This window comes from Microbacterium meiriae (assembly GCF_025143875.1).
GTDB lineage: Bacteria > Actinomycetota > Actinomycetes > Actinomycetales > Microbacteriaceae > Microbacterium > Microbacterium meiriae.
In genome coordinates, this window is the sequence record NZ_JAMBDU010000001.1 from 221,314 (window position 1) to 242,987 (window position 21,674).

Annotated in this window: 18 protein-coding genes and 1 pseudogene; 16 read left to right on the forward strand and 3 right to left on the reverse strand. The window is 70.4% G+C overall.

The window, feature by feature from the left end:
• The first annotated feature begins 120 nt into the window (after window positions 1-120).
• From hisC to M4D53_RS01140, 3 genes and pseudogenes are all read left to right on the forward strand, one after another.
• A pseudogene (gene hisC, locus M4D53_RS01130) lies at window positions 121-1,187 on the forward strand (histidinol-phosphate transaminase).
• Window positions 1,184-2,602 (forward strand): amino acid permease, encoded by a 1,419-nt coding sequence (locus tag M4D53_RS01135; RefSeq protein ID WP_259951487.1) that lies wholly within the window; start codon window positions 1,184-1,186, stop codon window positions 2,600-2,602. The pseudogene hisC and the gene M4D53_RS01135 overlap by 4 nt, the downstream one beginning before the upstream one ends.
• Window position 2,603: 1 nt before the next feature.
• Window positions 2,604-3,083 carry an Lrp/AsnC family transcriptional regulator gene (locus M4D53_RS01140; RefSeq protein ID WP_259951488.1) on the forward strand — a complete coding sequence of 160 codons (480 nt, stop codon included), beginning with the start codon at window positions 2,604-2,606 and terminating at the stop codon, window positions 3,081-3,083.
• A gap of 22 nt (window positions 3,084-3,105) precedes the next feature.
• On the opposite strand, the gene M4D53_RS01145 is transcribed toward M4D53_RS01140, so the two are convergent.
• Window positions 3,106-4,659, reverse strand: coding sequence for a dolichyl-phosphate-mannose--protein mannosyltransferase (locus M4D53_RS01145; protein WP_259951489.1), 1,554 nt, complete (start codon window positions 4,657-4,659; stop codon window positions 3,106-3,108).
• Between the two features lie 96 nt (window positions 4,660-4,755).
• Here M4D53_RS01145 and rsmI point away from each other — a divergent pair, with 96 nt between their 5' ends.
• The 10 genes from rsmI to M4D53_RS01195 all read left to right on the forward strand — a co-directional run bounded on the left by rsmI (window position 4,756) and on the right by M4D53_RS01195 (window position 16,766).
• Window positions 4,756-5,577: a 16S rRNA (cytidine(1402)-2'-O)-methyltransferase gene (gene rsmI, locus M4D53_RS01150; protein WP_259951490.1), complete on the forward strand. Its 822-nt coding sequence runs from the start codon at window positions 4,756-4,758 to the stop codon at window positions 5,575-5,577.
• Entirely contained in the window at window positions 5,574-6,287 is a 714-nt protein-coding gene (locus M4D53_RS01155; protein WP_259951491.1) for a class I SAM-dependent methyltransferase, read from the forward strand. Before rsmI ends, M4D53_RS01155 begins: the two co-directional genes overlap by 4 nt.
• A gap of 199 nt (window positions 6,288-6,486) precedes the next feature.
• Window positions 6,487-7,581, forward strand: a complete 1,095-nt coding sequence (locus tag M4D53_RS01160; protein ID WP_259951492.1) for a LacI family DNA-binding transcriptional regulator — start codon at window positions 6,487-6,489, stop codon at window positions 7,579-7,581.
• A 156-nt stretch (window positions 7,582-7,737) separates the two neighbouring features.
• Complete coding sequence (locus M4D53_RS01165) at window positions 7,738-9,402, forward strand: ABC transporter substrate-binding protein (protein WP_259951493.1); 1,665 nt, start codon at window positions 7,738-7,740, stop codon at window positions 9,400-9,402.
• Window positions 9,399-10,379: an ABC transporter permease gene (locus M4D53_RS01170; protein ID WP_187661998.1), complete on the forward strand. Its 981-nt coding sequence runs from the start codon at window positions 9,399-9,401 to the stop codon at window positions 10,377-10,379. Before M4D53_RS01165 ends, M4D53_RS01170 begins: the two co-directional genes overlap by 4 nt.
• On the forward strand, window positions 10,376-11,308 hold the full coding sequence (locus M4D53_RS01175; protein ID WP_259951494.1) for an ABC transporter permease: 933 nt from the start codon (window positions 10,376-10,378) through the stop codon (window positions 11,306-11,308). The genes M4D53_RS01170 and M4D53_RS01175 overlap by 4 nt, the downstream gene beginning before the upstream one ends.
• Window positions 11,309-11,313: 5 nt before the next feature.
• Window positions 11,314-13,014 (forward strand): ABC transporter ATP-binding protein, encoded by a 1,701-nt coding sequence (locus M4D53_RS01180; protein WP_396817794.1) that lies wholly within the window; start codon window positions 11,314-11,316, stop codon window positions 13,012-13,014.
• Window positions 13,015-13,055: 41 nt separating this feature from the next.
• Window positions 13,056-14,225 carry a glycoside hydrolase family 1 protein gene (locus M4D53_RS01185; protein ID WP_259951496.1) on the forward strand — a complete coding sequence of 390 codons (1,170 nt, stop codon included), beginning with the start codon at window positions 13,056-13,058 and terminating at the stop codon, window positions 14,223-14,225.
• A gap of 49 nt (window positions 14,226-14,274) precedes the next feature.
• The gene (gene metG, locus M4D53_RS01190) at window positions 14,275-15,852 is read left to right on the forward strand and encodes a methionine--tRNA ligase (protein ID WP_259951497.1); all 1,578 of its coding nucleotides are present in this window, start codon (window positions 14,275-14,277) and stop codon (window positions 15,850-15,852) included.
• A gap of 17 nt (window positions 15,853-15,869) precedes the next feature.
• Window positions 15,870-16,766 (forward strand): TatD family hydrolase, encoded by an 897-nt coding sequence (locus M4D53_RS01195; protein WP_259951498.1) that lies wholly within the window; start codon window positions 15,870-15,872, stop codon window positions 16,764-16,766.
• Here the strand turns inward: M4D53_RS01195 and M4D53_RS01200 are convergent.
• The gene (locus tag M4D53_RS01200; RefSeq protein WP_259951499.1) at window positions 16,745-18,031 is read right to left on the reverse strand and encodes an MFS transporter; all 1,287 of its coding nucleotides are present in this window, start codon (window positions 18,029-18,031) and stop codon (window positions 16,745-16,747) included. The two genes, M4D53_RS01195 and M4D53_RS01200, sit on opposite strands and share 22 nt — an antisense overlap.
• A gap of 73 nt (window positions 18,032-18,104) precedes the next feature.
• Between M4D53_RS01200 and rsmA the strand changes: the two genes are divergently transcribed.
• From rsmA to M4D53_RS01215, 3 genes are read left to right on the forward strand one after another with little or no spacing between them, the layout of a single operon-like run.
• The gene (gene rsmA / locus M4D53_RS01205) at window positions 18,105-18,974 is read left to right on the forward strand and encodes a 16S rRNA (adenine(1518)-N(6)/adenine(1519)-N(6))-dimethyltransferase RsmA (protein WP_259951500.1); all 870 of its coding nucleotides are present in this window, start codon (window positions 18,105-18,107) and stop codon (window positions 18,972-18,974) included.
• A gap of 9 nt (window positions 18,975-18,983) precedes the next feature.
• On the forward strand, window positions 18,984-20,051 hold the full coding sequence (gene mgrA, locus M4D53_RS01210) for an L-glyceraldehyde 3-phosphate reductase (protein ID WP_187661993.1): 1,068 nt from the start codon (window positions 18,984-18,986) through the stop codon (window positions 20,049-20,051).
• A 7-nt stretch (window positions 20,052-20,058) separates the two neighbouring features.
• Window positions 20,059-20,991, forward strand: coding sequence for a 4-(cytidine 5'-diphospho)-2-C-methyl-D-erythritol kinase (locus M4D53_RS01215; RefSeq protein ID WP_259951501.1), 933 nt, complete (start codon window positions 20,059-20,061; stop codon window positions 20,989-20,991).
• A 46-nt stretch (window positions 20,992-21,037) separates the two neighbouring features.
• Here the strand turns inward: M4D53_RS01215 and M4D53_RS01220 are convergent, their stop codons facing one another.
• Entirely contained in the window at window positions 21,038-21,517 is a 480-nt protein-coding gene (locus M4D53_RS01220; protein ID WP_259951502.1) for an Lrp/AsnC family transcriptional regulator, read from the reverse strand.
• Between the last annotated feature and the right edge of the window lie 157 nt (window positions 21,518-21,674).

Here is a 21,674-nt window from a genome sequence, read left to right on the forward strand (position 1 = left end):
CACCCAGGTGGCGTTCGATTGCGCGCGATGCGCAGCTTCGAGTGCACGGTTTGCCCAGCGCCTGCCATCCGTTCTAGGGTGACGCGACCCCTCTCGGATCACAGCAAGGATGCTCTGACGATGACCCTCTCCGCCCGCGCCGGCCTCGACGCCGTGCCCGCCTACCGACAGGGGCGCTCCGCCCCGGCCGGTGCCTCCAAACTCTCCTCGAACGAGTCGCCGCACCCGCCGCTGCCCTCCGTCGTGCAGGCCGTGCAGGACCGGGTCGCCGGCATCCACCGCTACCCGGACATGAGCGCCTCCGCGGTCCGGGAGGCGCTCGCCGCCCGGTACGCCGTGGACCCGGCCCAGGTGACCGTCGGCGCCGGGTCGGTGGAGATCGCCGCCCAGCTCATCCACGCGGTCGCCGGCGAGGGCGACGAGGTCGTCTTCGCATGGCGGTCCTTCGAGGCGTACCCCTCGCTCGTCCGGATCGCGGGCGCCACGCCTGTCGCCGTGCCGCTGGACGCCGGCCACGGACACGACCTCGACGCGATGCGCGCCGCGATCACCCCGCGCACGCGTCTCGTGTTCGTGTGCAACCCCAACAACCCGACCGGCACCGTCGTCGACGCCGAGGCGCTGGAGCGCTTCGTCGCCGCGGTGCCGCACGACGTCCTCGTCGTCATCGACGAGGCCTATGTGCACTTCGACCGCACGGACAGCCGCGGTGCCGGGATCGAGCTGTTCCGTCGGCACCCGCACGTCGCGGTGCTGCACACGTTCTCCAAGGCGTACGGCCTGGCCGGCCTCCGCATCGGCTACGCGATCGCCCCCACCGCGATCGCGAGGCGCAGCGCAAGGTGGCCGTGCCGTTCGGGGTCACCGACCTCGCCCAGGCCGCGGCCCTCGCCTCGCTCGCCGCGGAGGACGAGCTCGCCGTCCGCATCGACGAGGTCGTGGCGCAGCGCGATCGGCTGTACACCGTGCTCACCGCGGCAGGCTGGCCCGCCGTCCGTTCGCAGGCCAACTTCGTCTGGGTCCCGGCGGGGGAGCGCACCGGCGAGCTCGACGCCCTCCTGCACGCCGGGGGCGTGGTCGCCCGCGCCTTCCCCGGCGAGGGCGTGCGCATCTCGTCCGGATCCGCCGCTGACATCGACCGGGTGGAAGCCGCCCTCGAGACCGAGCTCGCCGAGGTGAACGCATGAGCGATGGACGCTTGACCAACGATCCCGTGACCGAGGTCCCCGTCACCACGACGACCACGAAGGGCCTGCACCCGGGCCTCACCCGCCGCCAGATCTCCATGATGGGGCTCGGCGGCGCGATCGGCGCGGGGCTGTTCGTCGGCTCAGGGCAGGCGATCAGCGTCGCCGGACCCGCCGTGCTGATCTCCTACCTCGTCGCGGGCGGCATCGTCGTGCTCGTGATGGCGATGCTCGCCGAGATGGTCGCGGCCCGCCCGAGCTCCGGCGCCTTCAGCTCCTACGCCCAGAAGGCCATGGGGCGCAGCGCCGGAAGCGCGGTGGGCTGGCTGTACTGGATCCAGCTGGTCGTCGTGATCGCCGCGGAGGCGACCGGCGCGGCCGGGATCGTGGCGAACTGGGTGCCCGGGATCCCCGCGTGGGTCTGGGTGCTGGTCTTCGTCGTCGCCCTCACCGCGGTGAACCTCTTCGGCGTGCGCAACTACGGCCGTTTCGAGTTCTGGTTCGCGGCGATCAAGGTCGCCGCGATCATCGCCTTCCTCGTCGTCGGCGTGTGCGCGATCGTCGGACTCATCCCCGGTGTGCCGGCGACGGGGATCTCGAACCTCGTGGACGAGGGCGGCTTCGCCCCGCACGGGATCACCGGCATCGCGGCGGCGCTCCTCATCGTCGTCTTCGCGTTCGGCGGCACCGAGGTCGTGGCGATCGCCGCGGCCGAGTCCGACGACCCCGCGCGGAACATCCGCCGGATCGTGCGCGAGGTGCTCGTGCGCATCCTCATCTTCTACGTCGGCTCGATCTTCGTCATCGTCGCGGTGCTCCCGTGGGACGACCCCGCCGTGCAGGCCGGTCCGTTCTCGGCCGTGCTGGACACGCTGAACATCCCGGGCGTCGGTCTCGTGATGGACCTCATCGTGGTGATCGCGCTGCTCTCGGCCATGAACGCCAACATCTACGGCGCCTCCCGGATGGCGTACTCGCTGGGGGAGCGGGGACTGGCGCCGCTGTCCGTCACCCGGACGAGCCTCAAGGGCGTCCCGTTCGTCGCGGTGCTCGCCTCGGTGGCCTTCGGGTTCGTCACCGTCGGACTGAACTGGGCGTTCCCGGACGTCGTGCTTCCGGCGCTGCTGAACGTCGTCGGGTCGACCCTGCTGGTGATCTGGACGGCGACGGCGATCTCGCAGATCGTGCTGCGACGTCGGGCCGACCGCGCCGGCGAGGCGATGCCCATGCGGCTCTGGGGCTTCCCCTGGGTGTCGTGGCTGTGCCTGGTGCTGCTGGCCGCCGTGATCGCGCTCGCGATGATCGACCCGGCCGCGCGCATCCAACTGCTGCTCACGCTCGGGCTCACCGCGGTGCTGCTCGTCGTCGCCCGCCTGACGCGGGGTGTCTCCCGCCCCGGCATCGTCAGGGAGTGACGTGCGGATCGATCGCCTCGACGCCGCGCTGATCCGGCTGCTGACGGAGTCGCCGCAGCTGCCTCTCCTCGAGTGCGCGCGCCGGCTGGGCATCGCGCGAGGGACCGCCACCAGCCGTCTCGCGCGGCTGCACGAGGGCGGGGTGATCGAGGCGATCGTGCCGCGCATCGACCCCGCCGGCTTCGGCTACGGCGTCGTGGCGTTCTGCCTCGTCGAGATCGACCAGAAGGTCGGGCACGACGATGCGGCGACGGCCCTCGCGGACGCGGTGCCGGAGATCGTCGACATGCACACCGTGACCGGCGCGAGCGACATGCAGCTCCGGCTCGTCGCGCGCGACGCGACCCGGCTCCAGGAGGTGCTGGACCGGGTCGCCCTGGTGCCGGGCGTCGCGCGGACGGCGTCCTCGATCGCCATGCGCACCCACCTCTCCGGTCGCGTGCTCCCGCTCGTGGAGCACGTGGCCGACGAGATCCCCTGACCGGGGTTCACGGCGCGGCGGGTCAGACCCAGCCGGGCAGCCAGTTGTGCAGGCGCCAGAAGTCGTACGGCACGCTCATCCCCGTCCACAGCGGCAGGAAGAACGCCGAGACGAGGACGACGACGCCGAGGAAGATCAGGACGGTCCGCTCTCCGGACTGGCGGCGCACGAGCGGATCCTCGCGGCGCCCCGCGATGATCCGCAGCGTGACGGTGAGCGCGAGCACGAGGAACGGCATCATCACGACCGTGTAGAACTGGAAGATGGTCCGCTCAGGGAACATCAGCCAGGGGAGGTAGGTGACGGCGAGCCCCACGAGCGGAAGACTCAGGGCCGGGCCGACCGGCTGTCGGGTGATCCAGCCGCGGATGAGGCGGTAGAGCAGGTACACGCCGGCCGCGACGCCGCCGTACCAGATGAGCGGGTTGGGGACCGCCGAGATCACGCCGATGCAGTGGTCGACGCCGCAGCCGGTGGGGTCGCTGTCCACCCACACCGCCGTCGGGCGGAGCAGGAAGGGCCACTCCCACGCCGGGCTCGCGTACGGGTGTCCTCGGGTGAGGCCCACGTGGAAGCCGAGCATCGCCTCGTGGTAGTTCCACAGCGCGACGAGCGGGTTCGGATCGCTGCCGCGGTCGTAGCCGTTCGCCGTCACCAGCCATCCGGTCCAGCTCGCGAGGTACACCGCGAGCGCGGGGACGACGAGGAGCACGAACGACACCGGCCCCTGCCGGAAGACCGCGGATGCCGGCCATACGACGACCCCGCCGCGGCGGCGGGCGAGGGCGTCGGTGATCACGACGTAGAGGCCGAAGCCCGCGAGCACGTACAGTCCCGACCACTTCACCGCCGAGGCGGCGCCGAGCGCGAGACCCGCGGCGACGAGCCACGGACGGCGCCACAGGATCGGTCCCCACAGCGGATCCTCGTCGTCCGGATCCCGACGTTCGAGCAGCGGGATCGTGTGCTGGCGGTCGATGAGCACGAACAGCACGCCCAGCAGTACGAAGAAGGTGAGGATGCCGTCGAGCAGCGCGATCCGGCTCATCACGATGCTGAGGCCGTCGATCGCGAGGAGCGTGCCGGCCACGGTCGCCGCCACGACCGAACCGGTCAGACGTCGGGCGATGAGGTAGACCAGCAGCACGGATGCTGCGCCGAGCACGGCGGTCGCGAGACGCCAGCCGGCGCTGTTGTCCGGTCCGCCGATGGCCATGCCCAGCGCGATCAGCCACTTCCCGAGCGGCGGGTGCACGATGAACGCACCCTTGTTCGTCAGGGGGAGCTCCTGCAGGGTGATGAACGCGTCGTTCGCGTTCTCTCCCCACACCCCCTCGTAGCCGAGGCTCCACAGCGACCAGGCGTCCTTGACGTAGTAGGTCTCGTCGAAGGCGAGCTGATGGGGATGGCCGACGTTCGCCAGGCGCAGCACCGCGGCGAGGGCGGTGATCAGCAGCGGGGCCAGCCAGCCCATCGCCCGGCCCCAGTCCGGGGCGTGCAGCACGCGGTCGCGGAGCCGCTCGTAGCGCGTGAGCCGCTCCTCGGGGGCGGGCAGCAGGGGCTCGGGCGCGGTCACCGGTCCAGCCTAGACACACTCCGCCCTGTGCTCCCGGTATGCCGGCCCCGGTCCGCTCCGACGCCCCCGACTCAGACCCGCGCCTAAGCTGGGCGGGTGATCATCCTCGCCGCGACTCCGATCGGAAACCTGGGCGATGCGTCGCGGCGACTCGTGGAGGTGCTGGAGAACGCCGAGATCGTCGTCGCGGAGGACACCCGCACGACACAGCGACTCCTGCAGGCCCTGAAGATCGACAACCGGCCCCGGCTGATCGCGCTGCACGACCACAACGAGAAGCAGAAGGCCGCGGAGCTGGCCGCGCTCGCCGCGGAGACCGACCTCGTGGTGCTGAGCGACGCGGGGATGCCGACCGTGAGCGATCCGGGATACGGTCTCGTCGCCGAGGCCGTGGCGCAGGGGGTCACGGTGACCGCCATTCCGGGACCCAGCGCGGTGCTCATGGCCCTGGCGATCTCGGGGCTTCCCACGGACCGCTTCACCTTCGAGGGGTTCCTGCCGCGGAAGCCGGGGGAGCGCCGGGCGACCCTCTCCGCCCTCGCCGCCGAGCCCCGCACGATGGTGTTCTTCGAGTCGCCCTCGCGCCTCGCGACCACCCTCACCGACATGGGGGCTGCCTTCGGCGCGGACCGCCGGATCGCCGTGTGCCGGGAGCTGACGAAGCTGTACGAGGAGGTCCGTCGCGGCACCGCGTCCGAGCTCGCCGCCTGGGCCGCCGACGGCGTGAAGGGCGAGATCGTCGTGGTCGTCGAGGGTGCGCCGCGGCGGGAGGCCTCACCGGAGGACGCCCTCGCTCAGGTGCAGGCCCTGGTCGCGGACGGCACCCGGTTGAAAGACGCGGCCTCCGAGGTCGCGGCCCTGACGGGCCTGTCCTCCCGAGACCTGTATCAGGCCGCCCTCGCGGCGCGGTCACGGTGACTCCGGTCGCAGATTCGCACCCCGGTCGCAGGGATTCCGGGGAGGCGTGCGACGCGGGTCCGGATCTGCGACTTCCCGCCGACGGGGAGTCCGTCGCGCGAGCCTACGACGAGAGGGCCGCGGAGTACCTCGAGGTCGCGGGGGACCTGGGGCTGATGGATCCGCGCGACCGCGAGCTCATCCGCCGCTGGCGCGATGAGACTCCGGGGATGCTGCTCGACGCGGGATGCGGTCCCGGTCACTGGACGGCCTTTCTCCACGGGGATGACGGCGCAGAGTTCGAAACCGGGCGCGACGTCGAGGGGATCGACCTCTCCACGGCCTTCATCCACGGGGCGAGGGTTCGGTATCCGCACCTCACGTTCCATCACGGGTCGTTCCGGACGCTGCCGCAGGCATCGGGCACGGTCGGCGGCATCCTCGCGTGGTACTCGGTGATCCACACGCCTCCGGCCGAGCTCACGGAGGTGTTCGCCGAGTTCGCTCGGGTTCTCGCCCCCGGCGGGAGCCTGCTCCTCGGATACTTCGTCGGCGAACCCCGGGCGGCCTTCGCTCATGCGGTCGCACCCGCGTTCTTCTGGACCGCCGAGGCCCTGTCCCCGCTGCTCGCCGCGGCCGGCCTCGAGCTGCAGTGGTCCGAGGCCCGCGAGCGAGAGCCCGGCGAGATCAGCTCCCGCCCCCACGGCGCCCTCCTCGCCCTCCGCTCCTGATCCGGCCCCAGCCCGGCGTCGCAGATCTGCACCGTGTCGCAGGTTCTGGCACCATCCGTGCGACACCGACGCGAATCTGCGCCCGCGCGCGGGAGAGGACGGGGGCACCGGGGGAGACTGTCCTACGCTGACAGAACCAGAACCGGAACCGGAACCGGAACCGGAACCGGAACCACCACCGCGGGGGAGAGGAGCACGCGTGAGCAAGGCCGCGACGGTGTACGACGTCGCCGAGCGCGCCGGAGTGTCGATCGCGACCGTCTCGCGTGTGCTGCGCTCGCCGGAGGCCGTCCGTCCGGTGACCCGAGAGCGGGTGCTCGACGCGGTCGCCGCGCTGGGCTACGTCCCCAGCGGCAGTGCGCGGGGTCTGGCCGAGCGTCGGACGGGGGTGCTGGGGCTGTACTTCCCCCAGTTCGACGCCGCCGAGGACGCCCCGCCCCTCGACGTGCTGTCCGCCGCTGCTCGCCCGCCGTTCACGGTCGTGTCGGACGAAGCCGACCCGCCGCACTCCTCGATGCTGTTCCTCGATGAAGTCCTGCGGGGGGCCGAGCTGGAGGCGTGGAAGCAGGGGTTCGTGCTCATGGTGGGCGTCGGACGTGACGACCCCGACCGCTCGACCGTCCGCGACATGGCCGGCCGGGTGGACGGACTCATGGTGCTCGCCCGCAGCGTGCCGGACGAGGTGCTGGCGCGGCTGGGGCGGCGTATCCCGGTGGTCGTGCTGTCCGGGCCGCCGCGGGGCGATGCCTACGACCATGTCACGGTGAGCAACGCCGAGGCGATGGGGGAGCTGACCCGCCATGTGCTGTCGCAGGTCGGGGAGGGGGAGATCGCGTTCCTCGCCGGGCCGGCCGACTCGCCGGACGCGGAGCAACGGTGGGAGGGCGTGTCGACCGCGCTCGCCGCAGCGGGGCGTGATCCGGCAGCGGTGCGCGTGCTGCGGGGCGACTTCACACGGGCCTCCGGGCGCCGGGCCGGGCAGGAGCTCACGCGCGACGGCGTGCCCGCCGCGCTCATCGCCGCCAACGACCAGATGGCCCTCGGGGCGATGGACGTGTTCCGTGCTGCGGGCGTGCAGGTGCCGGACGACGTGCTCGTGACGGGGTTCGACGGCATCGAGGCGGCGACCCTGGTGTCGCCGCCGCTGACCACGATCCGGCAGCCGATGATCGAGCTCGGACGCGCGGCCGTGCAGGTGCTCGCGCGACGGCTGGAGCAGCCGGACGCCCCGCCGCTCACCACGCGTCTGCCCCTCCAGATCCTCCTCCGCGAGAGCTCCACGCGCCCGGCCTGAGTCGCCGCGACCGCGCCGCCCCGGAGGACCCCCTGGCTCATCATGGGGTTGCCGATTCAAAATGTATGCGCTTACAATCTGGTGTACGGCTTCGGCCGGCAGGACTCCCCACCCCCCGGGGCGCCCTTCATGACAGAGACGACATGAGGTCATCCAGTGGCAGAGACGCACACCTTCCGACGCTGGCGCCGCGCCGCCGTCGTGGGGCTCGCGGCCGCAGCGGTCGCGCTCAGCGGCTGCAGCATCCAGATCAGCTCGCAGCCCGACCCGTCGATCGGCGACGACACGATGCTCATCAACGCCGACAAGGGAAACCCGTTCTTCACGCAGAACTTCAACCCCTACCTCACCAACACCAGGACCGCCTCGCGGTGGATCTACGAGCCGCTCATCCTGGTGAACCCGCTCGACGGCGAACTCACCCCGTGGCTCGCGTCCGAGTGGACCCAGCCCGACGCCCGCACGATCGTGATGACGATCCGCGACGGCGTCGAGTGGAGCGACGGCGAGGCGCTCACCCCGGAGGACGTGGCGTTCACGTTCCAGCTCATCAAGGACGAGCCCTCGCTCGACATCAAGGGCGCGTGGCAGCACATCGACCGCATCGAGATCGACGGCGACGACATCGTGTTCCACCTGCAGAGCGACGACGCGCCCTCGCTCTCGATCCTCGGGCAGACCATGATCGTCCCCGAGCACCTGTGGACGGATGTGAAGGACCCGGCCACCTGGCGCAACGAGGAGCCGGTCGGCACCGGGCCGTTCGTGCTCGGCAACTACAACGACCAGCAGTACTCGATGGACCGCAACCCGGACTACTGGCAGGCGGACAGGATCGAGATCGAGCACATCATCCTGCCCGCCACGAACACGCAGCTCGACACCGTGACCCGCGGCTACGACTGGGCCTACTCCTTCATCTCCGACGTCGAGGGCACCTGGGGAGCGGCGAGTCCCGACAACACCTGGTGGTTCCCGCCGGGCGGCGTCATCTCGCTCGTGCCGAACCTCGAGGTCGCGCCCTTCGACGACGTGAACGTCCGCCGCGGCATCGCGCTCGCGCTCGACCGGGAGGAGATCGCGGAGACCGCCTCCGAGGGGTACATGCAGCCCGCAGGGCAGACCGGGCTCATCCTGCCCAACCAGGAGCAGTACCTCGACCCGGAGATCCCCGATCAGGGCATGCTCGCGCAGGACCGCGACGCCGCGCTCGCGGCGTTCGCCGAGTCCGGGTACGCCCTCCAGGGCGACCAGCTCGTCGGCCCGGACGGCGAGCAGCTCGCGTTCTCGTTGACCACCGCCAACGGTTTCTCCGACTGGACGCGCGCCGCTCAGACCGTGCAGCGGCAGCTGGCAGACATCGGCGTCAAGGTGTCGCTCAAGCTCCCGCAGCCCGCGGGCTACCAGAGCGCGATCGGCACCGGCGACTTCGAGATGGCGATCGGCGGCATGGGAAACGGCGACGTGTACCAGGCCTACAACAGCCTGCTCTCCAGCGACTTCTACGTGCCGGCCGGCGAGGTGACCACCAACAACTTCGAGCGCTACCGCTCGCCGGAGGCCGACGCCCTCCTGGAGGAGTTCCGCGCGACGATCGATCCCGAGCGCCAGACCGAGATCGTGCACGAGCTGCAGAGCATCGTGTACGAGGAGGTCCCCGTGATCGGCATGTACTACGGCGGGATCTGGGGCCTGTTCAACGACGCGAAGTTCACCGGCTGGCCCTCCGCGGACGATCCGTACATGATCCCGCAGAACTACGACTCGGCGCCCCTGGGGATCTTCACCCACCTGAAGCGCACGGACGGGGGAGACCAGTGAAGTACGTCCTCCAGAAGATCGGCCTGTTCGTGCTCACCCTGTGGGCCGCGATCACCCTGAACTTCTTCCTGCCCCGCCTGATGCCCGGCTCTCCCGCCGACGCCGCGATCGCGAAGCTCTCCCAGAACGGTCCGGTCTCCGACGCCACGCGCGCCGCGATCGAGGCCCAGCTCGGGGTGCCGACCGGTTCGATGTGGGACCAGTACGTGGCCTACCTCGGCCAGGTCGTCCGGCTCGACTTCGGCGTCTCGTACACGTTCTACCCGCAGACCGTGTCGAGCATGGTCTCCACCGCGCTGCCCTACACGCTCGGCCTCGTCGGCATCGTCACGATCCTCGCGTTCGTGATCGGCACGCTGATCGGCGTGATGGCCGCCTGGCGGCGTGGCACGTGGCTGGACTCGCTGCCGACGCTGACCGGGTCGTTCCTCAGCACGTTCCCGTACTTCTGGACGGCGCTGCTGCTGCTGTTCTTCCTCGGCTACGTGCTGCATTGGTTCCCGACCACCGGCGCCTACTCGGCGACGACCACCCCGGGGTTCACCTGGGACTTCATCGTCGACCTCGTCCGGCACGCGTTCCTGCCCGCGCTGACGATCCTGCTCACCTCCCTCGGCGGCTGGATCATCGGCATGCGCAACGCGATGATCAACACACTCGGCGAGGATTACATCACCTTCGGCGAGGCGAACGGCCTCCGCGGTCGCACCATCGCCCTCCGCTACGCGGCCCGCAACGCGATCCTGCCGAACCTCACCGGCTTCGGGCTCACGCTCGGCGGCGTGGTGGGCGGCTCGATCCTCGTCGAGCAGGTGTTCGGATACCCGGGCATCGGCTACCTGCTGTTCAACGCCGTGATCGGGCAGGACTACCCGCTCATGCAGGCGCTCTTCCTGATGATCACCGTGAGCGTGCTCATCGCCAACTTCCTCGTGGACATCCTCTACGGGGTTCTCGACCCGAGGACTCGACGATGACGACCCCGAACCCCACCCCCAGCACCGTGACCGTCAAGGTCCCGACCGACCGCATCGCGGCGCCCAGACCCTGGCGCGCCTTCGGCCGCGTGGTCGGCACCCTGTGGTCCAACGGCAAGGCCCGCATCGGCCTCTGCCTCCTCGCGTTCTTTGTGCTCGTCGCCGTGTTCGCCCCGTTCCTGGCCCCCTACGGGCCGAAGGAGAACGGCTTCCCGCGGAACGCCGACGCCTCGTGGGAGCACTGGCTCGGCACGACCGCCGCAGGGGAGGACGTGCTCAGCCAGCTCATCTACGGAGCGCAGGTCAGCCTCCTCGTGGGCTTCGCGGCGGGGCTCCTCTCCACGATCGTGGCCGTGCTCATCGGACTGAGCTGGGGCTACATGCGCGGCTTCGCGGGCGAGGTCGTCGGGTTCATCGTGAACCTCTTCCTCGTGATCCCCGGCCTTCCGCTGATGATCGTGATCGCCGCCTACCTGCAGAACGGCGGCATCCTGATGATCATCGCCGTGATCGTCGTGACCGGATGGGCGTGGGGTGCGCGCGTGCTGCGCAGTCAGACCCAGTCCCTCCGCGGCAACGACTTCGTCACCTCGGCGCAGTTCTCCGGCGACAGCAGGGCTCGCATCGTCTTCCGGGAGATCCTGCCGAACATGACCTCGATCATCGCCGGGACGCTCTTCGGGGCGGCGACGGCGGCGATCCTCGCAGAGGCGGGGCTGGAGTTCCTCGGGCTGGGCGACTCCAGCATCGTCAGCTGGGGCACGATGCTCTACTGGGCGCAGAACTCGAACTCCCTGCTCACCGGCCAGTGGCTGCTGCTGTTCGCGCCCGGTCTGTGCATCGCGCTGCTCGCCCTCAGCCTCACACTCATCAACTTCGGCGTGGACGGCATCTCCAATCCGCGCCTCCGCGAAGGGAAGGGCCGATGAGCGCCATGGAGCACGACGACATCCTCCTCGACGTCCAGTCGCTGTCCGTGGAGTACGCCTCCCCGGGACAGGTGCCGGTGCCGGCCGTGCACGACGTGTCGTTCGCGCTCCGGCGCGGCGAGTTCGTCGGGCTCGTCGGCGAGTCCGGGTCGGGCAAGTCCACGCTCGGCTTCGCGCTCACGCGGCTGCAGAAGCCGCCGGCGCGCATCAGCGGAGGACGCATCCTCTTCGACGGCCGCGACATCCGCGAGCTCGACGCCGAGGAGCTGCGGCGTCAGCGGCAGGGCGGCTTCGCCATGGTGCTGCAGTCCGGCATGAATGCGCTGAACCCCGTGCGGACCGTGGGCAACCACTTCCGCGACATCTTCGCCGCGCACGGCCATGTGCCCGCGGAGCAGCGCGAGGCCAGGGCGCGGGAGCTGGTCGGCAAGGTGGGGCTGAAGCCGGAGGTGCTCGACCGGTACCCGGGGGAGCTCTCCGGCGGGATGCGGCAGCGCGCCTCGATCGCCCTCGCCCTCTCGCTCGAACCCCAGCTGATGGTGTTCGACGAGCCCACCACGGCGCTCGACGTGCTCGTCCAGCACGCGGTCATGGACACGATCCAGGAGCTGCAGAGGTCGGAGCGGTTCACGGCCATCCTCATCAGCCATGACCTCGGCATCGTCCTCGAGGCGACCGACCGGGTGATGGTCATGCACGAGGGGCGCATCGTGGAGGATGCCTCCAGCCAGGACATCCTGCACCGTCCGCAGGACGAGTACACCCGGATGCTGTTGAGTCACTACGCCGACCCGCGCGCCGAGAAGATCGAGATCCCCGGGTTCGTCGATCTCGGCACCCGTCGCCGGGAGGGGCGCAGCCGCACGGACGTCACCGAGACGTTGCCGACGGTGTCGCCGCGGGACGCCCGCCGCGCCGACGCTGCGATCGTGGTGGAGGGCGTCTCCAAGCGCTATCCGGCTCCGCGACGCGGACAGGATCCCGTCGTCGCGGTCGACGACGTGTCGTTCCGGCTGGAACCGGGGGAGGCTCTCGCTCTCGTGGGCGCGTCGGGTTCGGGCAAGTCGACGATCGCGAAGATGCTCACCGGGGTCGAGAAGCCGACCTCCGGCAGCATCCGGTTCGGCGATACCGACGTCGCGTCCTTGAAGCGTCGGGGCCTCCGCGACCTCCGCAAGGACCTGCAGATGGTGTTCCAGGATCCGTACGCGGCCCTGAACCCGCTGCACACCGTCGAGTACGCGCTGACCCGTCCGGTCGTGAACTACACGAGGCTGCGCGGGGCGGAAGCCAGGGCCCGTGTGCTCGAACTGCTGGAGACGGTGGGTCTGACGCCCGTCGAGCAGTTCGCCGCCAAGCTGCCGCACCAGCTCTCCGGCGGGCAGCGGCAGCGCGTCGTTATCGCCAGGGCGCTCGCGAGCGACCCACAGGTGCTGATCGCGGACGAGCCGGTGTCGATGCTCGACGTGTCCCTCCGCGCCGGCGTGCTCGCGCTGCTGGAGGACCTCCGCGAACGGTGGGGCATCAGCATGCTCTACATCACGCACGATCTGCTGAGCGCGCGTCTGGTCACCGAGAACATCATCGTGCTCAACAGCGGCCGCGTCGTCGAGCGGGGCGAGACCTCCCAGGTGCTGCAGCATCCGGAGGACCCGTACACGGTCGAACTGCTCGACGCCGTGCCGAACCCCGCCCGCGCTCGCTGACGCGCGCCGAACGACTGCAAGAAAGAGAGAGGAGCGCATCCGTGCTCGCATTCCCCGACGGCTTCCTCTGGGGCGCCGCAACGGCCGCCCACCAGGTGGAGGGCAACAACACCACGAGCAACTGGTGGGCGATGGAACACGCGCCGGACTCGACCATGGTCGAGCCCTCCGGTGACGCCGCCGACCACTTCCACCGGTATCCGGAGGACATGCGGCTGCTCGCCGAGGCGGGGCTGAACTCCTATCGCTTCTCGGTCGAGTGGGCGCGGATCGAGCCGGAGCGCGGGTTCGTCTCGCGGGCGATGCTCGACCACTACCGCCGCATGATCGACACCGCGCGGGAGAACGGTCTGGACCCGACGGTCACCCTCATGCACTTCACGGTGCCGCAGTGGTTCCAGAAGGACGGCTTCTGGCGTGCGGACGACGCGGTGGACCTGTTCTCCCGCTACGTCGAGAGGGTGCTGCCGATCCTCGACGGGGTGCGCTACGTGTGCACGATCAACGAACCGAACATCGCGGCGATGCTGGCCGGGGGAGAGGACGCGGCGAACCTCGTCGCCTACGGCCTCCCGAACCCCGACCTCGGCGTCGCGGACACCCTGCTGCAGGCGCACCGGCGCGCGTCCGAGATCCTGCACACGGTCCCCGGTGTGCAGGCGGGGTGGACGATCGCCACCCAGGCGTTCCACTCCACGGGGGAGCCCGGCGCGGACGAGATGCTCGCGACGTACGGCGACCCGCGTGACCACTGGTACCTGGAGCAGTCCGCCGGCGACGACTTCGTGGGCGTGCAGGCCTACACCCGCACGTTCATCGGTCCGGAGGGTCCGCTGCCGGTGTCGCCGGATGTGGAGACGACACTCACGGGCTGGGAGTTCTTCCCCGAGGCCCTCGAGCTGGGCGTGCGCAGCGCGTGGGAGCGCAGCGGCGGCGTGCCCGTGCTCGTCACGGAGAACGGCATCGCCACGGCCGACGACACCCGGCGCATCGCCTACACGCAGGGGGCGCTGGAGGGGCTGCACCGCGCCATCAGCGACGGCATCGAGGTCCGCGCCTACCAGCACTGGAGCGCGCTGGACAACTACGAATGGGCGAGCGGATTCCGGCCGACGTTCGGTCTCATCGGCTTCGACCACGAGACCTTCGAGCGGTTCCCGAAGCCCTCGCTGGCCTGGCTCGGCGAGGTCGCCCGCCGCAATGGGCTCTGACGAGCCGCACGGCGTAACCACGGGCATGGGGGCACCTAGAATTGTCCCCATGCCCGCTGGCGACTCCTTCTACATCACCACGCCCATCTACTACCCCTCCGATGTGCCGCACATCGGCCACGGGTACACGACGGTGGCCGTCGACACCCTCGCGCGGTGGCACCGCCAGGCGGGGGACGACACGTGGATGCTCACGGGGACGGACGAGCACGGGCAGAAGATGCTGCGGGCCGCGGCGGCGAACGGCGTCACCCCGCAGGAATGGGTCGACAAGCTCGTCAGCGAGAGCTGGTTCCCGCTGCTGAAGACCCTCGACGTCGCGAACGACGACTTCATCCGCACCACGCAGGAGCGGCATGAGACGAACGTGCAGACGTTCTTCCAGCGCCTGTACGACCGCGGGTACATCTACGCGGGAGAGTACGAGGCGCTCTACTGTGTGGGCTGCGAGGAGTTCAAGCCGGAATCGGAGATCGTCGACGGCACGGGTCCGTTCGAGGGGCTGAAGGTCTGCGCCATCCACTCGAAGCCGCTCGAGCTGCTGCAGGAGAAGAACTACTTCTTCAAGCTCAGCGAGTTCCAGGACCGCCTGCTCGAGCTCTACAAGACGGAGCCCGACTTCGTGCGCCCCGACTCGGCGCGCAACGAGGTCGTCTCGTTCGTGAGCCAGGGGCTCAAGGACCTCTCGATCTCCCGCTCGACCTTCGACTGGGGCATCCCGCTGCCGTGGGACGAGTCGCACGTCATCTATGTGTGGGTCGACGCGCTGCTCAACTACGCCACGGCCGTCGGCTACGGCTCCGACGAGGAGACCTTCGAGCGCCGCTGGCCCGCCTACCACGTGGTCGGCAAGGACATCCTGCGCTTCCACGCCGTGATCTGGCCCGCGCTGCTGATGGCCGCGGGGCTCGACGTCCCGAAGGGCGTGTTCGCGCACGGCTGGCTGCTCGTGGGCGGCGAGAAGATGTCGAAGTCGAAGCTCACCGGCATCGCGCCGACCGAGATCACCGATGTCTTCGGCTCCGACGCGTACCGCTTCTACTTCCTGTCCGCGATCGCGTTCGGACAGGACGGCTCCTTCTCCTGGGAGGACCTCTCCGCCCGGTACCAGGCCGAGCTCGCGAACGGCTTCGGCAACCTCGCCTCGCGTACGACCGCGATGATCGAGAAGTACTTCGAGGGCATCGTGCCGCCGGCGGCCGCGTACACCGAGGCGGACCTCGCGATCCAGAAGATCGTGGCGGACGCCGCGACGAAGGCGGACGCCGCGATCGGCCAGTTCCGCATCGACGAGGCCATCTCCGCGATCTGGACCATCGTCGACGCGCTCAACGGGTACATCACGGAGAACGAGCCGTGGGCCCTCGCCCGCGACGAGGACCAGCGCGAGCGTCTGGGCACCGTGCTCTACACGTGCGCCGAGGGGCTGCGCGCGCTCGCCGTGCTGCTGTCGCCGGTGATGCCGCAGTCCACCGAGAAGCTGTGGATCGCCCTCGGCGCCGCGGAGACCCTCGGCCGCCTGCAGGACCAGCCCATCCGCGAGGCGGGAGCCTGGGGCGTGCTGAAGCCGGGCACGAGCGTCAACGGCCTCGCTCCGTTGTTCCCGCGCGTGGAGTCCACGGCCTGACATCCGGGCAGGACACCATGGCGGAGACCTACGTGCGCGAGCGCTCGGGCGACGGGCGCAAGGATCGGACCTATCCGGCGGCCCCGGAACCCCTCGCCGCGCCCGTCTACGACAACCACGCGCACCTCGAGATCGCCGATGGCCCTTCGACAGGCTCAGGGACCCAGGGGCTTTCCCTCAAAGCCCAGCTCGACCGGGCGGAGGCGGTCGGCGTCATCGGGGTCGTGCAGGCGTCCGGAGACATCGAGTCGTCCCGCTGGGCGGTCGAGGCCGCCGTGTCCGATCCGCGGGTCCTCGCCGCGGTCGCCATCCACCCGAACGACGCGCCGACCTACGCGGAGGAGGGCCGTCTCGACGAGGCGCTCGCCGTGATCGACGAGCTCGCCGCGCATCCGCGCACGCGGGCGATCGGCGAGACCGGCCTCGACTTCTTCCGCACCGAGCCGGAGCGCCGCGCTCCGCAGTTCGCCTCCTTCGAGGCGCACATCGCGCTCGCCAAGAAGCACGGCATCGCGATGCAGATCCACGACCGGGATGCGCACGAGGCCGTGCTCGAGACGCTGACGCGGGTCGGCGCTCCCGAGCGCACCGTGTTCCACTGCTTCTCGGGGGACGAGGCGATGGCGCGGGTCTGCGCCGATGCCGGGTACTACCTCTCGTTCGCCGGGAACGTGACGTTCAAGAACGCGCAGAACCTGCGGGACGCCCTCAAGGTCACCCCGCTCGACCGCCTCCTCGTCGAGACGGATGCCCCGTTCCTCACGCCGGTCCCGCTGCGGGGCCGCCCGAACGCGCCGTACCTCGTGCCGCTCACGGTGCGATTCCTGGCCGCGGAGCTCGGCCTGGACGTGGACGATCTCTCCGCGCAGCTCGCCGAGAACACCCTCCGGGTCTACGGCTCGTTCGCCGACTGACCCTCCGGCTCGACGTCGTCCGGCCCCGTCTCGGCGACGGGCTTCGCGCTGACGATGTGCGAGATGGGCTTCCACACCAGCAGCAGGGTGATCGCCGCCCCGCCGAACGCGAACCACCACGGTGCCGTCAGGCCCCAGGTCTGCGCGATGACGCCGCCGAGGGCCTGGCCAACAATCATGCCGCCGAAGACGCCGACCATGTTGACCGAGGCGACGCGCCCCTGCAGGGACGCGGGGACGAGCCGTTGCCGGACGGTCGTGGAGATCGTGCCCCACACGAAGGCGTACGCGCCGAAGAAGAACATGATGACGAGGGCGACCGTGCCCGTGGTGGTCAGCGCGAAGGCGAGGTGCATGAGCACTTCGAGCGAGAGCACGATGCGCATCAGGGTCGCGAAGGACACGTGCCGCTCCAGCCAGCCGAAGCTCAGCGTCGCGACGATGCCGCCCGCCGCGGACGCCGTGGTGAGGGCGCCGTAGCCCACGGGCCCCATCTGCAGGTGCTCGGTGGCGTAGAGCACGAGCACGCCCCACGGTGCGGCCCACGTCACGTTGAAGACGAGGATGATGAGCACGAGCATCCGCACCGGCGGGTTGCGCCACAGCCAGCGCAGCCCCTCCGCGATGTCGGTGTGCACCGGCGGGTGGGTCTCGGTCTCCCGCGGCGGCACGGGGGTGCGCGCCATCCGGGAGATCAGGACGATGGCGAGCGTCACGCACAGGACTTCGACGAGGAACGGCCACGCGCTCCCGGCGGCGAAGAGGAAGGCGCCCAGCGGCGGTCCGGCGAACTGGTTCGCCACGAGATATCCCGCCTGCAGCCGTGCGTTGCCGATGCCGAGGTCAGCCGGCTTCACGAGCATCGGCAGCAGCGTGCTCCCCGCGGTGTCGACGAAGACCTCCGCGGTGCCGTAGAGGAACGCGACGGCCAGCACGATCCCGATGTTCGCCGTTCCCGTCACGAGGAACACGCAGAGGGCGGCGAGCACGACGGCGCGCACGGCGTTGGCGGTCATCACCAGGCGCCGCCGATCGAAGCGGTCGGCGATCGCCCCGGCGTGCAGGCCGAAGAGCAGCCACGGCAGGAACTGCAGGATGGCCCCGGAGGCCACGAGGATCGGCGACGACGTCATCGAAGCGATGAGCAGGGGAGCGGCGGCCAGCGCCACGCCGTCTCCGATGTTGCTCGTCCACGACGACGCGAGCAGCCAGCGGAAGTCCCTGCCCAGGCGCCGCGGAGCGATCAGTTCACCGAGGGAGGGCACCTCCGAAGGATAGCGATGATCACGGACACTGCCCAGGATCCGGGCACGGCTCGTCATCCGGGAGAATGGATCCATGACCGTCACGTTGCTCGGGGCCACCGAGATCCGCCGTCTGGCCGCCGAGCTCGATGTCACCCCCACCAAGAAGCTCGGGCAGAACTTCGTCGTCGACGCGAACACCGTCCGCAAGATCGTCCAGGCCGCCCGCGTGCAGCAGGGGGAGCGGGTGGTGGAGGTCGGACCGGGACTCGGGTCCCTGACCCTCGCGATCCTCGAGGCGGGGGCCGCGGTCACCGCCGTGGAGATCGACCACCGCCTGGCCGCCCGCCTGCCGCAGACCGCGGCCGAGCACGGCGTGCCGGAGGGGATGCTGACGGTGGTCGACGCGGACGCGCTCCGCGTCACGGAGCTGCCGGGCGAGCCGACCGTCCTCGTCGCGAACCTGCCGTACAACGTGTCGGTGCCGGTCCTGCTGCACTTCCTGGAGACCTTCCCGTACCTGCAGCGGGGCGTCGTGATGGTGCAGGCCGAGGTGGCCGAGCGCCTGGCCGCGATGCCCGGATCGAAGATCTACGGCTCGCCGAGCGTCAAGGCCGCCTGGTACGGCGAGTGGAAGCTCACCGGGAACGTCTCCCGGCAGGTCTTCTGGCCGGTGCCGAACGTGGACAGCCTCCTCGTCGGCTTCGACCGCTCCGAGGGGGAGCGCGGACCGGTGGAGGAGCGCCGACGCACCTTCGCGATCGTCGATGCGGCCTTCAACCAGCGCCGCAAGATGCTGCGGCAGGCCCTCTCCGGGATCTTCGGCAGCTCCGCCGCGGCGATCGAGGTGCTGACCGCCGCCGGCGTCGCCCCGACGGCCCGCGGGGAGGACCTCACGGTCGACGACTACCAGCGGATCGCCCAGCACGCAACGGCGATCGAGGGTTCCGGCGTCAGCGGCTAATCTGGCACGGTGACCGACTCCCCCCGCTTCCGCCCCGATGTCCCCGAGCTGCACCGTCCGTACGCCGCCGACGAGGGCCGCTACGGACGGTTCGCCTACCGTCAGGTCGGCTCCTCCGGCCTGTACCTCCCCCCGATCTCGCTCGGGCTCTGGTGGAACTTCGGCGACAACATCCCACTCGACAACCAGCGGGCGCTCCTGCGCCACGCGTTCGATCACGGGATCACGCACTTCGACCTGGCGAACAACTACGGTCCGCCGTACGGCTCCGCCGAGAAGAACTTCGGTCGCATCTTCGCGGAGGACCTGCGTCCGTACCGCGACGAGCTGATCATCTCGTCGAAGGCCGGCTGGGACATGTGGCCCGGCCCGTACGGCGACTACGCGAGCCGGAAGTACATCCTCGCGAGCGCGGAGCAGTCCCTCACGCGCATGGGGCTGGACTACGTCGACATCTTCTACTCGCACCGCGTCGACCCGGTCACCCCGATCGCCGAGACGGTCGGTGCTCTCGACACCCTGGTCCGCCAGGGCAAGGCGCTGTATGTCGGCATCTCCTCCTACAGCGCCGAGCGCACGGCCGAGGCCGTCGCCGTGGCGAAGGAGCTGGGGACGCCGCTCGTCATCCACCAGCCCGCGTACTCGATCCTCAACCGCTGGATCGAGGACGGCCTCACGCAGACCCTCGAGGAGTCGGGCCTCGGCGCCATCGCCTTCACCCCGCTCGCCCAGGGGCTGCTCACCGACAAGTACCTCGGTGACGGCACCGCCGAGCGCGCGCAGCAGCGCGGTTCGCTGCCGAAGGGCAAACTGACCGATGACGCCGTCCAGACGCTCCGCGCGCTGAACGAGGTCGCCCAGGGCCGGGGACAGTCGCTCGCACAGCTCGCCCTGCAGTGGACGCTGCGCACCCCGGTCGTCGCCTCGGCTCTCATCGGAGCGTCCCGCACGGAGCAGCTCGACGAGAACCTCGCGGCCCTGGACGGTCCCGCCTTCACCGACGAGGAGCTCCGCCGCATCGACGAGCTCGCCGGCGCCATCGACGTCAACCTGTGGGCGACCTCGTCGGACCTGTGATCCGCTCATGAGCCTCGCCGCGTCCTCCCGGTCCGTGCACGTGCGCGCGCCGGGGAAGATCAACGTCTACCTCGGGGTCGGCGGACGCCATGACGACGGCTATCACGCCCTCACGACGGTCTTCCAGGCGGTGTCGCTCTACGAGGACGTGATCGCCAGGGAGGCCGACGACTTCTCCCTCACGGTGTCAGGGGTGGAGGACGACGGCTCGGTTCCGCTCGACGACCGGAACCTCGCGATGCGCGCGGCCAAGCTGCTGGCCATGGCGACCGATCATCCGGGCGGGGTGGCGCTGCGGATCCGCAAGAGCGTCCCCGTCGCGGGCGGCATGGGCGGCGGTTCCGCGGACGCGGCAGCCGCGCTGGTCGCGTGCGATGCCCTCTGGGGCACGGGACTCTCGGCTGCACGGCTGCACGATCTGGCCGCGCGGCTCGGCGCCGACGTGCCGTTCGCGCTGCACGGCGGCACCGCCGTCGGCACCGGCCGCGGCGATCAGCTGAATCCGGCCCTCGCCCGCGGCCGCTTCGATTGGCTGCTGGTGACCAGCGACGAGGGACTGTCCACCCCCGCCGTGTACACCCGGCTCGATGAGCTGCGCGAGGAGGAGGGCGCGCTCGCCGACGACCCGCCGCTCTCGCTCGACGTGCCGATCCCGGTGCTGCAGGCGCTGCGGACCGGAGATGCCTGGCAGCTCGCGGACGCGCTCCACAATGACCTCCAGGCGGCCGCCCTGGACCTGCGACCGGATCTGGCCCAGACCATCGAACGCGGGGTCGCGGCCGGTGCGCTGCACGGCCTCGTCTCGGGATCAGGGCCGACCGTGGCGCTGCTCTGCGCGGATCCCGAGTCCGCGCAGGCGGTGCAGACGGCTCTCCGCGAAGGCGGCCTCGATCCACTGCACGTGCACGGCGCCGTCCCCGGAGCCCGCATCATCGGCTGAGCCCGCGCGCGTTCACGCGCGGGTCCCGTCCTGCGCGCGGCCCCGCTCACTCCGCCTGCAGGAGTGCACTCACGCGATACGGGATGACCTCACGGAGGAACAGGCTCGTCGACGTGCGCAGGATGCCGGGGCACAGGCGCACGACTTCGGCCACGCGGTAGAGGTCGTCGGGGCTGGTCGCGACGACGCGCAGGAGCAGGTCGGTGTCCCCGGCGGGGGCGAAGCACTCCAGCACCTCGGGGATGCGGCTGAGCGCCTCGATGGCGGCGGTGATCTGATGCTGGTCCAACTCCACGAGGATCGATGCCGCCACCCCGCGGCCGAGTGCCGCGGGGAGGACACGGGCGCTGTACGGGCGCAGTCGGCCGCTCGACTCCAGACGTTCGAGGCGCGCATGCACGGTCCCGCGGGCAAGACCCAAATCCTGAGCGATGAGGGCGACCGGACGTCGCGGGTCGGTGTCGAGCACGGCGAGGATACGGCGATCGGTCGCGTCGAGCAGAGTGGCCATATCGTTCACCGTCATCGTCCCCACCCGTGGTGGATTGGTCAGATCGATCAACCAGAGTTCCGGCTCTGGTCTGATCGATCGTCGTCTGTTCAACTGATTGTCACATACGCAGGGTGTCGGTCACGAGCGGACGCCTGCGGCGTTCCCCCATCGGTCACGAGTCGTCGGGAGG